Below are 15,802 nucleotides of genomic sequence, written 5' to 3'. Positions count from 1 at the left end.
GTCGATCACTGGTCACCCCGTGAGGCTATTTGTTCCCTTATGACACGTCAACGACACCGTGCAAACGGACCGATAGCGGTCAACGCCGCCGGCAGCCCGCTGCGGCCCCGTACGCCGAGCTTGCGGTAGGCGTTGGTCAGATGCTTCTCCACGACCCGCACACCCACCTGCATGAAGTCCGCGATCTCCTGGTTGGAACGGCCTGCCAGCGCGAGCTCCACGATGCGCTGCTGCGCACCCGTCAATGCGCATCCGCCGTCGCCCTGCCCGGCAGCCGACTCCACTCGTGCGACCAGCGGACTTTCCCCGCATTCGACGGCCACCGCCGAGGAGCGTTCCACACAGTGACGGTCTGCTGTCCGCGTGCCCACCTGCCACAGCGCCCTGGCCAGTTCGAACCGATTGGCAGAACCTTCGAGAACGCTCACGGCCTGCCGCAGCATCGCGACACCGGCGTCCCCCTCGGTCATCGATCCGAGGTGACACAAGGCTCTGCCGACTCCGGCTGCCGAACCCCACTCCACCGCGAGCGCGTGCTGTTCCGCGGCCAGCTCCCGCGCCGCCGCGACGTCACCCGAGCGGTGCAGAATTCGGGCTGCCTCCGAACGCCACGGATACAACACGGGATTGCGCCAGCCGAGCTCCTTCAACTGACTGCCGGCGTCCATCAGGTGGGCGAGCCCGGCTTTGAGATCCATGGCCACCACGCTGGCCGCGCCACACAGCATCTGGTACACGACCGACAGCGCCGGGTTCCGCGTTCTCTCCTCGACCAGCGGAACCAACCGGCTGACGAGGCGGTCGTCCTGCGTCTCCCAGGCGACCGAGCCGAGCGTCACCAGCACCTCGGAGGCGAGTCCGTCGGTCCCCGCCGTGTCGAGGATCTTCTCCGCGAGGCTCCGCGCCGCGGCGATCCGGCCACGGTGCAGAAGCACCAACATCTGTTCAGCCTCGATGAAGACCTGCTCCGTGACGGACTTGGCGGCAACCGCCCGCTCCAGCGCGCTGTGCAGCCAGACGGACAGGGCGTCCACCGAGTCAGCCGCGCACAACGTGGTCACCAGAGTCGCGATCGGCGTGTGGACATGATCCGGCCGGGGTGGTGCGTGCGCCAGCAACCGCTGGGCGGACGCCGCGACGTCACCGGCACGCCACGTCGAAGCGATCGTCGCGCAGTGCAGCCGCACCGACAGCAGGTCGCGCCCCGCACTTGTCGTCGGAAAGGTCTCGTCCGGACACTCGCCCAGCCGGTCGACGCACCTCACGAACCTGCCTGGCGCCATGCATTCGGCATGGTGCGACCGCGCCTCGATCCGCAGAGCGAGGTCACCCAGAACATCGTCGTGCGGTCGCGCTGCCCGCAGCTCGTCCTCGATGCTCTGGACCAGCTCTCGCACCGCAGGAGGCGCCTCGACCAGGGCTCCCGGCACGAACCTCGCCGCGATCGCGGCTCGTTCCCGAGTAGCGGTCACCATCCGAGCCCCGACCGACAGGTGCAACGCGGCAGCGGCACGATCGACGCCACGCTCCGCGGCGGCCAGTTCGACGAGCAACGTCGCCCGCCTCCGTCCGGCCTGAGGTTGCTCGAGCAGCGCGCGGCGGAGGTGCTCCACAGCGACCAGAGGCGCGCCGCGCTCCATCGCCAACACGGCTGCTGTGCGCAGGACCTCGACAGCCCAAAGCCCCTGGGCGAACGTGATGGCCAGCAGCCGGCCGGCCACGACCTCGGCGGGCCTGCCCACGTCGTGCAGCAGACGAACGGCCCTGGTCTGCAGCCGAACCCGGTCCGCAGGAGCCATCGTCTCCTCGACCGCCTCCCGCACGACGCGGTGGACGAATCGCGGCGCCGACTGGTCGACGAGGCCGAGCCTGTCCATCGCCCGCAGCGCGGTCATGCAACCGACCTCGTCGACCTCCGCGAGAGGCACGATCAACTCGGTGTCCGAGTCGTCGCCCAGGATTGCCATCGCGTCCAGGACGGAACGAACCCACCGGGGCTGTGCACGCAGGCAGATGACGAGTTTCTGTCTCGAACTCTCCGCCAGGAGTGGACGTTCCAGCTGAACGACATGAGCCGCTTGGCGAATGACCTGCTCCACGAGAGGCGAGCCGGACCACACGTCGCCATCGCGCACGCAGACCACCATCACCACCGGGATCCGGTCCAGCCGGTCAGCCGAACACGCGAGCGCGCGCAACGACTCCTCGTCCGCCCACTGCAGGTCGTCCACCGTGATCAGGGCCAGGCCGGCCGTGACCAGCACCTCGTGCAGACCATCCGGCCGCGTCGAACCGGAAAGCTCACCTCCGGTCAGCTGGTGCACCACGCCGAACGGGAAGTCTCGTTCCTGCCTGGCCCCGGTCGCACGCATCACCCGGACGTCCAGGCTCTCCGCCAGCCGCTTCGCGTCCTTCAACGCCGCCGAGCGGCCACAGCCCAACGGTCCCCGAAGCACCACAAGTGAGCCCGCACCGGACCTTGCGAGACGGAGTGCCGTCGCGATGACTTCGAGGCCCGTCATGCTCTGGTGGTGCGCAAACTGTTTTTGAGCGCGGCCAGCAGGTCCGTGCGCAGCTCGACACCGAGCTTTCGGTACACATTGGACAGATGACTCTCGACGGTGCGAATCGTCACGAACAGTTCCTCGGCGATCTCACGGTTGGTGGCGCCGGCCGCAGCGAGCTCTGCGACCCGCCGCTCACGGCCGCTGAGCGCGTCCGCCGGCCTCGCGCCCAGTTTCGGCATGCGTCCACCGGCCAGGACGAGCAGTTCCCTCGCCTCCGCTGCCGCCGCGCGATCTCCCAGGCGGATCGCCATGTTGATCGCGGTCCGCAGGTGCTCGCGGGCCGCCTTGGCGTCACCGTCCGACAGCCGCACCTCGCCCAGCAGACGCACCGCGCGGACATGCAGCGGCCGGGCAGAAGACGCGGACAGTTCCGTCACCGCGGCACCCAGCAACTCCGCCGCCACCGTCCCGGTGGCCGCCATTCCGCTGGCCATCAAGCTGAGTCCCCTCGCTTCGAGGGTGTCCCACCGCCGGGCACGTTCGGCACCGAACTCGGCGAGTTCGACGGCCTCCTCGCGCCGGTCCAGGCGCACCAGCAGACAGACGGCATCCAGCCACCACGGAGCCCACACCGGATTGTGAATGCCCGCGGACGTCAGCTGCCGCCCGCACTCGAGCAGGAGGTCCAGCGCACCGGTGAGATCGCCACGGACACGGCGAACAGCCGCCTTCATGACCATCACAGGTCCGTACGTCCAGCCGAACCGCGGCTCCCCCACCCGGTCCAGGTGTTCCTCGGCCTCAGCGATGTCGCCCTGCTTGAGCAGGATCGAAGCCATGGTCGCGCAGGGCAGTGCGACCTCCACCGGCGTCACCGCCCGCTCGACGACCTCCAACGCGGTCTGTGCGTCGGCATGAGCCTCCGCGAGATCACCGGCGTGATCGAGCAGACCCGCCCTGGTCGCCAGTGCCAGCGCATGAATGTCGAGCGCGCCGTCCACGCCGCTCGTGGTGATCAGCCTGTCCAGAGCCGACATCGCTTCGGCCGGCTCACCGGACAGGCCCAGCACCGCCGCGGCGGCGAGCGCCGGCCCGGCGTGCACCACCGACCCGGGAACCAGGCCCAACCTGGCCAGGTCGAGTGTCGACTGGACGGACTCACCGGCCAGCATCTCGGCCTGAGCGGCCACACCGGAGATCAACCGTCCTGACGCGGTGTTCGGCACCCGCCGGGGCGGCACCCGATAGCGCGTGAGCAGCTGCGCGGTACTGGCCTGTTTGCCCAGTCCCACGGTCAGCAGCACAGCATGCACCTGAAGCAGCAGCTCGCTGTCGATCCGAGAGTTCTCGCCCTCGTCAAGGATCATGGCGAGCCGGTCGAACGCGGCCTCCGACCACGTGGCCGCGACCGCCATCAGGCCCAACCGGCACAAGATCTTGACCTTCTCGCCGATGTCCGCCATCTGATCGACGACCTCGGTCAAGCGGGGCAACGCCGCGGCAGGCCCCATCATGACCAGCACGTCCGCCAGCTCCAGCAAGGTGGCCGGGTGGCCCGGTACCTGGTCGAGAACTCGTGTCAGATACCGCTCGGCCAGCTCGAGTGCTCCTCGCCGGACGGCGGCCGCCGCCGCTTCACGCAGAGCGCAGCACATCCAGACCTCGGGCAGTTCAGGCAGCCACGTGAGCTGACTGGCGACTTCCTCAGCCGGGCGACCCTCGTCGTTGAGCAACGTCGCGGCCCGATGACGCAGTTCCGCCAACCTTCCGGGTGGCAGAGCGGACAGCACGGCACCGGCGATGTCCTCGTGCCGGAACTCCAGTTCCTGGGCAGCAAGCACTTCCTTGCGGCGCAGCGCATCCACCGCGCTCGTCACGAACGGCTCTGGCAGCTCGAGAAACCTGCCCACCGTTCGAGCGTCGGCGGGACCGAGCACAGCGATCGCGCAGGCCACCTCGTGAACGTGTCCTCCTGGCTCTTCGAGCAGGTCCGGCAAGCACTCGGTGACCATCTGCCGGCCCAGTTCCTGAGCATGCTCCACGCCGCTCTCGTCCGGAGGTACCTTGCGCGCGCACAACAAGGTCAGCAACGTGTGCAACCGCAACGGGTTCCCGCCCGTGATCCGGCCACACGTCTCGGCGAACAACGGATCGGGGCCGCGGCCGAAAGCCCGCTCGATCAAAGTCACCACGTCAGGGGCGGACAACGGCGCGAGGTCGATCATCATCGCCGGACTGATGTCGGCCATTTCCGCGAACAGCAGGTCGGCCTGCTCGACGACGCCGGGCTGCCAAGCCAGGACGACCACCAGCGGTAGCTCGGCGGACCTCCGCAACAGAAAGTCGATCCAACGCAGTGTCTGCACATCACAGGCGTTCGCGTCGTCGAGCATGATGACAAGCGACCGGTCCGCCATCACGTTCACCGCAATCCGGTACAACCCGCACAACACGGCATAGTGGTCGTCCGGCTGCCCGGTGGTTTCCAAGACCGGAAGCGCCGAGCCCGCGGTGAGCCCGAGCGGCTCGAACAGCTCGCGCACCGTGCCGTACTCCGCGGCCAGGGCACGACCGGTTGCGCACAGCACCGTCACATCGTCCGAGCCGAGCTCCCGCCGAGCCGCAGCCAGCAGACTGCTCTTGCCGATTCCCTTCGAGCCACGCACCAGAACCAGGTGTGCACCCTCGTCACGGCTGGTCTCCGCCAGACGGACGAGGTTCTCGCACTCCGCCTTCCGACCGACCAGGTCAGTCACTGTCGCTCCTCGATAACCAAAGCCGAGCCTGAGCATGTGAAATCGTCACGATTTGCGTTCGGTCGGCACCCTTCCGTAACCGAGCCGGGTGATGCAACCGGTACGTCACATCTCGGAGGGGTGCGGCGGCGTCGATCCCTTCAACGACCCCGCCCCGGTCCTTCATGCCACGAGGGCGAGGCTTCGACGATCTGCTGGGCCCGAAGCCAGAGGTCACGGTTCAGCCTGAACAGCAGAGCGGACACCGCGCGGACCAGAGATGTTCCATGGCACTGGACTGCTCGCTGGAGGTCCCCGCCGGTTCGGGACCAAGGACCTTGATTCCCCCGATTGGGCCGTTCGGGGTAACGGTGCGTGTCCGCGTTCCGACACCACGACCGTACCTGCACCCTCGTTCTGATCGGTGACAACATGGCACAGGCGGCTCGTCGGGGACTCATAGCAGTAGTCGTCGGTTCAGTGATGATGCTCGGCGCGCCCACCGCGCTGGCCACCTCGTTCAGCGATCCCGCGATCACTTTCAGTGGTGACGGCGTCACGTCGAACGGGGTTTTCCACGCCAAGTCGAGCAAGCAGCTCAGCTTGGTCGTGCACACCGCGAGCAGCGCGAAGTGCGTGCAGATCTCCGGCCTCCCCAGGCAGACTTCCAACGGCTCCACCACGTGGACGTTCGCGCTCACGACGCCGAACGGCGCGGACGGTGTGCGGTCCATGACCGTGACGATCGGCGAGAGCTTCAACGCCAACAACTGCACCGTGCGCGTCGCCACCACGACCGCCTCGTACGTGCTGGACAACACCGGTCCCGCGGTCGCCGCATCGCTCAGCCCCGCCGCGAACGCCGCCGGGTGGAACAACGGCGACGTCACCGTGTCCTGGGTCGCCAACGACGGCACCGGCGTCGGTGGCGGCACGACGACCGCCCCGACGACGATCTCCGGTGACACCGGCGGTCAGACGATCACGGGCCACGCGACCGATGCGCTCGGCAACGTCGGACCCGGGTCGTCCGTCGTCGTCAAGAGGGACACCGCCACACCGTCGATCAGCACGAACCGTGCACCCGCCGCCAACGCCCATGGTTGGAACAACACCGACGTCACCGTCGGCTTCACCTGTTCCGATGCGTTGTCACAGATCAAGAGCTGTCCCGGTGCCGCGACGGTTACCGGCGAAGGTGTGAATCAGTCGGTCGCCGCAGCGGCCATCGACAACGCGGACAACGCGCAGAGCACGACCGTTGGCGGCATCAACATCGACAAGACGGCGCCGACTCTCACCACGAGCACGAAGATGGCCGACGGCACCCCGTACGTTCCGGGCACATGGACCAATCAGAAGGTCGTTGCCGTCTTCGACTGCGCCGACACACTGTCCCAGGTGGCCACTTGCTCGACCGAGACGTTCCTCAACGGTGAGGGCGCGGACCAGTCCGCCAGCAGTTGGGGCAAAGACTTCGCGGGCAACACCGGCACCGCGAGCGTGACGAACATCGACATCGACAAGACGGCGCCGGTCACGAGCGCGACCGCGCCGCAGACGGCGTGGAACAACACCGACGTCACAGTCGCGTTCTCCGCGAGCGACGCGCTGTCCGGCGTGCGTGAGACGCGATACAAGGTCAACGGCGGCGCGGTCCAGACCGGCGACGAGCTGACGCTGAACGCACAAGGCACCTATGCGGTCGAGTACTGGAGCACGGACAACGCCGGCAACACGGAGTCCACGAAGACCGTCACCGTCAACATCGACAAGACACCGCCGACGATCACCCACACGCAGTCACCGGCGGCGAACGCCAACGGCTGGCACAACGGCGCCGTCACGGTCACCTTCACCTGCGGGGACAGCGGTGGTTCCGGCGTGGCGAGCTGCGGCCCGAACCAGACGATCAGCACCGAAGGCGCGAACCAGGCGATCACCGGCACCGTGACGGACAATGCGGGCAACGAAGCTTCCGACCCGGCCACGGTCAGCATCGACACCACCATCCCGACCATCACGCCGTCGGTCAACGGCACCGCGCAGAACGGCTGGTACAACCAGGACGTCACCGTGTCCTACGAGTGCGCCGACGCACTGTCCGGTGTGGACACCTGCACCGGAACGCAAACACTCGGTGAGGGCGCGAACCAAACGGCTACCGGCACCGCGACCGACGCGGCGGGCAACAGCGCCACCGCGAGCGTCACCGGTGTCAACGTCGACAAGACCGGACCGACGCTCACCGCAACGCCGAGCACGACCGGCTGGAGCCGGGAAGACGTCGAGGTGACGTGGGTCTGCACCGACGGCGGCTCCGGCGTGCTCAGCTCGCCGCCACCGAGCACCGTCACGGGTGAGGGCGCGAACCTGTCCGCCTCCGCCACATGCACCGACAAGGCGGGCAACACCACGACGGCGACCGTGTCCGGGATCCGGATCGACCGCGGTGTGCCGAAGACGACCGCGAGCGTCGTGCGACCGTTTGACAGCGGCTGGTACGCCGACAGCGTCGAGGTCACGCTGTCCGCCACGGATGCTCTCGCCGGCGTCAGCCTGACGCAGTACCGCATCGACAGCGGCGCGGTGCAGCAGTACACGGGTCCGTTCTCCTTCACCACGAGCGGCAAGCACGTGATCGCTTTCTGGAGCATCGACCAGGTGGGCAACCACGAGAGCCCCGAGGGCAACGAGTTGGCGCTGTGGATCGACGACGCCGCTCCGACGATCACCGGCAGCCGCACACCCGCCAACGGACACGGCTGGAACAACACCGACGTCGTCGTCTCCTTCGACTGCGCCGACAGCCAGTCCGGCGTGGCGAGCTGCGGCGAGCCGGTCGTGGTCACGGCCGAGGGCGCGGGCCAGAGCACCAGCGCCACCGCCGTCGACGGCGTCGGCAAGAGCACGTCCGCGACGGTCGGTGACATCAACATCGACCGGACAGCGCCCGTGCTCACCGGATCCCCGACGACCGGCTGGCACAACTCGGACGTCACCGTGCACTGGACCGCGCTCGACGGACTGTCCGGTGTGGACGAGTCGACACTGCCCGCCGACAGTGTCGTCACCGGAGAGGGCCGCGGCCTCGCGTCCGGCACCGTGACGGTGAAGGACAGGGCGGGCAACGAGAGCGCACCCGCCTCCGCGACCGGAGTGATGATCGACCGCGCCGGTCCTGTCATCAGCGGCGGCCCGATCACCTCGCCGAACGCCGCCGGCTGGTTCCGCGACGAGGTCGTCGTCGACTTCGCCTGCGCCGACCCGAAGCTCGCCGACGGAACCGACGGCTCCGGTGTCGCCACCTGCCCCGGCAGCGCGGTGCTGAAGACCGACGGAGCCGGCCAGTCCGTCACGAGCGACGCCGCGACCGACATCGCGGGCAACACCACCAAGGGCAGGACAGTCGGCGGCATCAACATCGACGGCACCGCGCCGACCAGCAGCAGCGACAACCAGTGCACCAAGACGAACGGCTGGTGCACCGGCCAGACGGCGAACGTGGTGCTGACCGCGACGGACGCGTTGTCCGGCGTGCAGGAACTCCACTACCAGATCGACGGCGGCGCCGAGCAGGTCGCCGCAGGCGCGAGCAAGACCCTCACGGTCCCGCTCGACGGCAGCGGCGCGGGCACCGTGACCTACTGGGCCGTGGACAAGGCGGGCAACGCCGAACCCGCGAACTCGGTGTCGCTGAAGTGGGACAACATCGCCCCGGCGGTCACCCACACCACCTCGCCGACACCCAACGCAGACGACTGGAACAACAACGACGTGACCGTGCACTTCAGTGCCAAGGACGACGACGCCGGTTCCGGTCTGGACACCGGATCCATCACGCCGGACGTCGTCATCAGCACGGACACCAACGGCCAGGTCGTCACCGGCTCGGCGAAGGACGTGGCCGGCAACGTCGGCACCGACTCGGTGACGATCAAGCTGGACAAGACCAAGCCCGCCATCACCGCCGAGATCGCCGGTGGCGTCAAGCCCTGGTTCACCGCACCCGTGAAGGTGCACTTCACCTGTGAGGACGCGGGATCCGGCATCCCGGCGACCGCCTGCCCCGACGATGTCGTGGTCAGCACGAACGGTGCAGGCCAGTCGGTCACCGGCACGGTCACCGACCGGGCGGGCAACAGCCAGAGCGTGACCGTCGGCGGGATCAACATCGACACCGAGGCCCCGGCCTTCGAGTCGGTCAGCGTGGCCGACGGCGCGGTTTACCGCTTCACCGCACCAGCTCCCATCTGCGCCGCCACGGACACGGTTTCCGGTGTGGACAGTTGCGTCGTCGTGGTGACGGCACTGGCGGATCCCGGCGCGCACACGTTCACCGCGACCGCGAAGGACAAGGCGGGCAACACCAGCACGCGGTCCGGGAGGTACCAGGTCCACCTGTACGACTTCAATGGCTACCTCCAGCCGATCAACGCTGCCGGCGGGCCGACGAGCGTGTTCAAGGCGGGCAGCACGGTGCCGGTCAAGTTCCAGTTGCGCGACGCGGCAGGTGGATTGGTGGCGTCGCGGACTCCACCCCAGTGGATCGTGCCCGTCCGCGGCGGCCTCCTGACCTCCTCGGTCAACGAGACAGTCGTCCCCGGCTCGGCGACGACCGACGGCACGTTCCGATGGGATGCGACGGCACAGCAGCACATCTACAACTGGCAGACCAAGGGTTTGCCCGCCGGGTACACCTATCGGATCGGCGTCAGGCTCGAGGACGGCCAGATCCACTACGTCACGGTGGGCCTGAGGTGACTGCCCCCAGGGAAATGTGAGGTTGCCCCCGAAGACCGGACACCGGGGTTTCATGCCACGACGGCGAGGCCTTGACAACAGCTGACGTGGGTTTCGTGGGGTGTTCGGTGGTCGAGTGTCGAATGTAGACGGTTCGACCTCGGTGGTGCAGGTCAGCCGCTGGACGTCCGGCCCGGCCTTGTCACCAGGGCCCGGCACGACCGTCCACCTGCCGTTACCGCGTTCAGTGAACGGGCCGGCGGGCGCAGCCGTGGACGGCTGGTCGTCGAGGACGTCGCGCGCAACGTTGCCAGTGAGCGCCATCAGCACGACGGTGACGACCACCAGTGCTCAGTAGAACCTCATCGCGGCTTTCACCTCCCGCGCGAGGTCGCGCGAGACGCGCATCGTTCCAAGTCAGCGTCTGGTCACGGCCTGACGGTGCCGCCGGTACCAGTCTCGCCGCTGATCCAATGGTAGTGCGATTCGTGAGATCAAGTTCGTGAGCAACGCCCCGATCACGAGCCACAGCACCGCCGCCACGCCCTCGTTCAGCAGCGCGGCAAGCGCTTCGTTGTCCGGGGTGAAAAGACCGCTCGACCCGAGGTTGATGCCGCTGGCCCAGTTCGTCACGAGGGCAGCGAACCCGTGGCTCATGCTCGTGCCTGCCACGACCAGGAAGACGTGCACCAGCAGAACGGTGGCGAACACCCAACAAACGATGCCGGTGACCGCGCAGATCGTGCGAACGGTGCGCACCTTGGTGTAGCCGCCTCGAGTGGCGACCTTTTTCTCGACAACCGCAGGCTCCGCCCATTCGAAGGGGAACCATCTCTCGGGCTCTGGTGACTGTGTCATGCCTTCGGCTACCCGGAGCAGTTCGGCTCAGAAACTCGTCAAAGTCGCTGAACAGCGATGACTTGCTCCGAGTCGATCCACTGTGACCGTCCACGATGGTCAGCCCTGGGATGTGGAAGCGAACTGCACCAGTAACACTGGTGGAGACGAAGGAGGCTGTTGTGAAACGGCTGGGCGTGGTCCTGCTCGGAGCGGTGCTGCTCGCCGCCGGGATCCTGTTGCTGGTGCTGCCAGGCCCAGGGCTGCTGTTGGTGCTCGCCGGTCTGGTCACGCTCGCCTCTGAGTTCCCCAAACTGAAGCGCTACGTCGATCCGGTGCGCCACCGCGCCATGAAGGCGGCCGAGCGCAGCGTGGCGTCACCGCTGCGCGTAGCCGTGTCCGTGGCGACGAGCTTGGCGCTGATCGCGGCGGGCGTGCTGTGGAGCATCATGCGATGGCTGCCGTTCGCGGGGTGGAGCACAGGCACGAGCTTGATCCTGTCGGGCCTGATTCTGCTCGGACTGCTGGGGTGGAGTTATCGCAACCTACGCGTCCGATCCAGTTCTCCGAGATCACGCAACTAGTACTGCCAGATGCCTTGTCGCGAGCCGAAGGCCAAGAATCGAGGTCGACCGCCGAGTCGATGAGGGAAGCCACCTGCAGTGGGACACCGAGCCGGACGGCGAGATTTGGGGACGTTGTCGAAACCGAGAACAAGCGTGAGACCGACGACCGGCCATGATCACCGTGACCGCCTGGGACACGCTCTGCAGCATCTGTGCGGAAACGGCTTTCGCCGACATCAGCCGACACCACCGTCGAGATCCACCCGAGGACGCTTGATCAGCGGGTTGCGGTGACCAAATGGCCCGCAGCCCAACACCTCACGCGCCTAGCAGCCACCGCCTGGTTCGACTGCCGGATCGGCTCTGCGATCGGGTGGTCTGGTCGTGGTGGCGTGTGTTGCCGCGCTCGGTGAGGCCGACGGTGGTTGTAGTGGGACAGATAGTGCTCCAGCACTTACTTCAAGTGATGCTCGTCGATGATGAGTAGTCGGTGCCACTGGCTTCTCCGCCTGGGTCAGTGCCAGATCCAGACAGGAGGAAAGATCATGGCGTGGTCCCGTGCGCGGCTGGAGATCTCTGGGCCGCTGACGCCGTGCGCGGCGGGCTTCATCGAATGGTTGGGGCACAAGGGTTATGCGCAGACGACGGTGCGGACACATCAGCGACGCTGATCCACCTGAGCCGGTGGACGCAGACAGCAGGAATCGACTCCGCCGAGTTCGGCCCGGCAACGCGTTTGTGGTCGAGGAGGCGCGCCTGGCTCCCTGGTCGCTGGCGCATCTTGCGCCGGCGCTACACCTGCCGGAGCGAAAGGCCGCCAAGGCGAGGCTCAACGAGTTGATGGCCGAGGTGCAGCAGACCGGCGCGGAACTCAAGAGCGTGGCGCCCCTGCTCGTCGACTTCCCCGCCGAACTCGACGGCATGTCGGTGCTGTACTGCTGGCTGGAGGGTAACCCGGCGTCCTGTCCCCATCAGACCGCAGCCGGCGTAGCCGCCGGCGTTTCCTCGCGGGCGCGGGCGCCCACACCGCGCACGAGCAGGTAGCCGACCATCCAGACCTCGCCCACGGTCGCGGGCAGGGCGAGCGCGTCGACAACGCCCTCCGCGCCGGGGACGAGGTAGCGCACGAACGCGCTGAGCAGGTAGGCGACGCCGCCGGCGATGAGCACCCAGCCGAGCGCGCGCGGCATCCACCCGGAGCGGAGCACGCACCAGCCCATCGGGATCAGCCACAGGCCGAAGAACAACGCTCCGACGCCCCACAGGTTCGCGCTGACCAGGTAGAGCAGTTGGACGGTGGCGGCCGTGTCGCCCATCGGCTCCAGCGCGACCTCGAGCGCGGTGGCGAGCATCGCCGCGCTGGCGAGGATCGCGACCGCGTTGACGAGGCCGAACGCTGCGATGCCGGCGGCGGCGAACGAATCCGCGGTGCGGAACAGCCGGTAGAACCACGCGGCGGCGAGCGCCTGCGTGACGACCACGAACAGTTCGAACGCGACGCCGGCGCGGGCGAGCGTCTCACGCTCGACCAGGTTGGCGAGCGTCGCGGCTGGGTCGTCGGCCGCGAAGAGTTGCGACCGGACGAGCAGGAAACCGAGGCCTCCGGCGATGGCCAGGCCGAGGTAGAGCAGGCCTGTCGTGCGGGCGGTGCGAACAAGCGGGTGCATCGTGGCTCCTTCGAAGGCCGAACCAACCTTACGTTGTAAGGTAACTTACGATGTAAGGTACTGGCAAGAGTGAGGAGACACGTGACAGCCAAGGCATCCCGGACGCCGCTCAGCCGCGAGCGCGTGTTGGCGGCGGCCGTCGCCCTGGTGGACTCCGACGGGATCCAATCGCTGACGATGCGCCGCCTCGCGGCCGACCTCGGGGTCGAGGCGATGTCGCTCTACTACCACCTGCCCGCCAAGGAAGCCCTGCTCGACGGCGTCGTCGAGACGGTGCTGGCCGAGATCGACGCCGCGACCGCCCGCCTCCCGACGAACGGCGACGACGACTGGCGCGCGCGGATCCGGCGGCAGTTCCTCGCAGCGCGCCAGGTCATGCTGCGCCATCCGTGGATGCCCGGGTGCTGAGCACGCGCCGGACGATTCCGCCAGGCGTGTTCGCCTACTACGAAGGCATCCTGGGCGCCATGATCGGCGCCGGGTTCTCGTACCGGCTCGCGCACCGCGCGCTGCACGCGTTCGGCAGCCTGCCGCTCGGGTTCGTGCAGGAGATCTTCAGCCCGGGAGCGGCCGACGGCGGGCCGGAGGACGGCGTCTCGGAGGCGGAACTCGCCGCGCTCGCCCAGCAGATGCCGCACCTCGCGGCCATGATGGCGACCGAGATGCACGACAGCGCCGATCCCACGCTGGGCTGGTGCGACAGCCAGGTCGAGTTCGAGTTCACCCTCGACCTGCTCCTCGACGGGCTCGAACGCCTCCGTCGCACGGCCGGTGCCCAGGGCTAGCGAAGGCGCAGGCGGTGCGCCGCGGCGGTGCGGTTGCCGACCCCGAGCTCGGGCAGGATCCGCGACACCGCGACGACTTCCGCTGCGTGGGTGCGAGGTTCACCAACCCACAGACCTGCTGGCTGTCGCAACCTGCTCGCTGACGTCGACTTCGCCGTCCTGGTCCGGGACCGCGGTGGGAATCGCATGAAGTCCTGTGGCCATCGCCCTCGCGGCTGCGGCCACCGGACGCGTCCCGGCCGTATCGGTGCCCCGGCTATCGCTCGCGGTGCAGCACCAGGTGTTCGTGGTAGAGGATTCCGTCGCGAACGTCGCCGGTGGCGGTGAAGCCGAGATCGTCGAAATAGTCGATGTGGTTGCCCGTGACCGTGTATCGGCCGGTGTAGGCGCGTTTGCGGCCATCGCGTTCTTCTTCGTAGCGGCCATTGGGCAGGAGTTCCTGACGGATGCGGGCGTCGGAGGTGACCCACATGCCGATGTGTAGGTGTGGTGCGGTGGTCGGCCGTCGGCTGATGTCGGACATGGTCGCCTTTCGTTGATCTGCGGCGTGCTCAGGACGAGTGCGCGGCTTTGAGGATTCGGTCGCGTGAGGCTCGGACGTCTTGTCCGAGCGCGGACACGTCGATGTCGAGGACGGTGCCTGCCCACTTGCGGACCTGGCCGGCGATGAACACCGCGTCGATGTTGCGGGGGTCGGAGCCGAGGACGAGGGTGCCGATCGGGTCGTTGAGCGGCATGTTGTTGAGGTCTTCGGCGTGCAGGAGCAGCAGGTCTGCCTGCTTGCCCGGGATGAGGGAGCCTGTGACGTCGCCGAGGCCGATGCTCTTGGCGCCGTGCAGGGTGGCGAAGTCCAGCACGTCGTGGACGCCGATCCGGGCGGGCGTGGCGGTGGTGCCGTACGCGGCGTTGACGGCGCGCATGCGCTGGATGGCGTGCAGGGTACGCATTTGCGTGAACATGTCGCTGGCCAGGGCGACCTCGACGTCGATGCTCAGACCGGGGCGGATGCCGACGGCGAGTGCTTCGTCGATGGCGGGGATGGCGGTCTCGAGCCCGATCTGCGCCTCGGAGGTGGGTGCGAGGGACACCGCGGCGCCGCTGTCGGCCATGGCCTGCCACGCCGGGCCGGTGAGGCCGGTGCAGTGGATCAGCGAGACGTCCGGGCCGAGGATTCCTTCCCCGGCCCAGCGCAGGATGGCGTCGGACGAGGAAGTGCCGAAGACGGCGTCGACGCTGACCCCGATGTCGAGGTCGTGCGCGATGTGGGCGAGGCGGGGGCCGTAGGCGAGGTCGGGTCCGGCGATCTCATCTGTGGCCAGCGTGGCCAGGCGCAGGGTGATGAGGCTGTCGCGCGTGGAGAAGTAGGTGTCCTTCAACCGCGCGAGATCGGCTGGCCACTGGCCTTCCCAGTCGCCGAAGTGCGGGCGCATCGAGGCGTGCACGCCGCGGATGCCTGTGTCGACCAGAGCCTGGACGGCGGCGTCGGAGTGGCCGGGTGTGCGGGAATTGTGGGAGAAGTCGAGCATCGTGGTGATGCCGCTGTCGATGGCGGTCAGCGCGGCCAGCTTCGTCCCGATGTACATGTCCTCCGGCTGGTAGGCCGGGGCGATGCCAGCCAGGGTGGACATGACGTACTCACCGAGGTCGTTGACGTCGGGCATGACGCGGCGCAGCTGTGCCTCCCAGGCGTGCCGGTGGGTGTCGACGAAGCCGGGAGCCACGATCGAGTCGGTGGCGTCGACGACGATCGCGTCGACGACCGGCAGCTCGGGGGCGACGGCGGCGATCGTGTCGCCCTCGATGAGCACGTCGCCTCTGGGCAGGACGCCCAGTTCGGGGTCCATGCTGACGACGGTGGCGCCGGTCAGCAGGACGCGGCGTCGCGGGTCCGAGACGCTCCGGCGCAGCAGTTCGTGCGTGGTGGACATGGTCGTTCCTGCTCTCTTGTGATCAGCGGGTCAG

At 68.0% G+C, this 15,802-nt stretch carries 11 protein-coding genes; 5 read left to right on the top strand and 6 right to left on the bottom strand.

What is annotated here, in order from left to right; genetic code table 11:
- Window positions 1-47: 47 nt before the first annotated feature.
- Together FXN61_RS08860 and FXN61_RS08855 are read right to left on the bottom strand one after the other, a co-directional pair.
- On the bottom strand, window positions 48-2,522 hold the full coding sequence (locus FXN61_RS08860; protein ID WP_167972089.1) for a LuxR C-terminal-related transcriptional regulator: 2,475 nt from the start codon (window positions 2,520-2,522) through the stop codon (window positions 48-50).
- On the bottom strand, window positions 2,519-5,263 hold the full coding sequence (locus FXN61_RS08855; protein ID WP_167972086.1) for a helix-turn-helix transcriptional regulator: 2,745 nt from the start codon (window positions 5,261-5,263) through the stop codon (window positions 2,519-2,521). The genes FXN61_RS08860 and FXN61_RS08855 overlap by 4 nt, the downstream gene beginning before the upstream one ends.
- A 462-nt stretch (window positions 5,264-5,725) precedes the next feature.
- Here FXN61_RS08855 and FXN61_RS08850 point away from each other — a divergent pair, with 462 nt between their 5' ends.
- Window positions 5,726-10,006, top strand: coding sequence for an OmpL47-type beta-barrel domain-containing protein (locus FXN61_RS08850; protein ID WP_246291095.1), 4,281 nt, complete (start codon window positions 5,726-5,728; stop codon window positions 10,004-10,006).
- 396 nt (window positions 10,007-10,402) lie between these two features.
- Here the strand turns inward: FXN61_RS08850 and FXN61_RS08845 are convergent, their stop codons facing one another.
- A complete protein-coding gene (locus FXN61_RS08845; protein ID WP_167972081.1) occupies window positions 10,403-10,696 on the bottom strand; it encodes a hypothetical protein in 294 nt (97 codons plus the stop codon).
- 308 nt (window positions 10,697-11,004) lie between these two features.
- On the opposite strand from FXN61_RS08845, the gene FXN61_RS08840 reads away from it, so the two are divergent.
- Both FXN61_RS08840 and FXN61_RS55175 read left to right on the top strand, forming a co-directional pair.
- Entirely contained in the window at window positions 11,005-11,406 is a 402-nt protein-coding gene (locus FXN61_RS08840; RefSeq protein ID WP_376770603.1) for a PGPGW domain-containing protein, read from the top strand.
- A 615-nt stretch (window positions 11,407-12,021) separates the two neighbouring features.
- Complete coding sequence (locus FXN61_RS55175) at window positions 12,022-12,432, top strand: DUF2203 family protein (RefSeq protein WP_167972075.1); 411 nt, start codon at window positions 12,022-12,024, stop codon at window positions 12,430-12,432.
- Here the strand turns inward: FXN61_RS55175 and FXN61_RS08830 are convergent.
- The gene (locus FXN61_RS08830; RefSeq protein ID WP_167972073.1) at window positions 12,360-13,055 is read right to left on the bottom strand and encodes a DUF4386 domain-containing protein; all 696 of its coding nucleotides are present in this window, start codon (window positions 13,053-13,055) and stop codon (window positions 12,360-12,362) included. The two genes, FXN61_RS55175 and FXN61_RS08830, sit on opposite strands and share 73 nt — an antisense overlap.
- An 81-nt stretch (window positions 13,056-13,136) precedes the next feature.
- On the opposite strand from FXN61_RS08830, the gene FXN61_RS51700 reads away from it, so the two are divergent.
- On the top strand, window positions 13,137-13,463 hold the full coding sequence (locus tag FXN61_RS51700; RefSeq protein WP_312877606.1) for a TetR family transcriptional regulator: 327 nt from the start codon (window positions 13,137-13,139) through the stop codon (window positions 13,461-13,463).
- The gene (locus FXN61_RS51695) at window positions 13,457-13,840 is read left to right on the top strand and encodes a TetR/AcrR family transcriptional regulator C-terminal domain-containing protein (protein ID WP_312877605.1); all 384 of its coding nucleotides are present in this window, start codon (window positions 13,457-13,459) and stop codon (window positions 13,838-13,840) included. Before FXN61_RS51700 ends, FXN61_RS51695 begins: the two co-directional genes overlap by 7 nt.
- 256 nt (window positions 13,841-14,096) lie before the next feature.
- On the opposite strand, the gene FXN61_RS08820 is transcribed toward FXN61_RS51695, so the two are convergent.
- Together FXN61_RS08820 and FXN61_RS08815 are read right to left on the bottom strand one after the other, a co-directional pair.
- Window positions 14,097-14,363, bottom strand: coding sequence for an Atu4866 domain-containing protein (locus FXN61_RS08820; RefSeq protein ID WP_167972070.1), 267 nt, complete (start codon window positions 14,361-14,363; stop codon window positions 14,097-14,099).
- Window positions 14,364-14,391: 28 nt separating this feature from the next.
- On the bottom strand, window positions 14,392-15,768 hold the full coding sequence (locus FXN61_RS08815) for an amidohydrolase family protein (protein WP_167972068.1): 1,377 nt from the start codon (window positions 15,766-15,768) through the stop codon (window positions 14,392-14,394).
- Window positions 15,769-15,802 lie beyond the last annotated feature (34 nt).

Origin of the sequence: Lentzea indica, from assembly GCF_012184385.1 — a bacterium.
In the GTDB taxonomy this organism is placed as follows: domain Bacteria; phylum Actinomycetota; class Actinomycetes; order Mycobacteriales; family Pseudonocardiaceae; genus Lentzea; species Lentzea indica.
The sequence above is the reverse complement of the archived record's forward strand: the minus strand, read 5'-3'. Positions and strand labels throughout refer to the sequence as shown.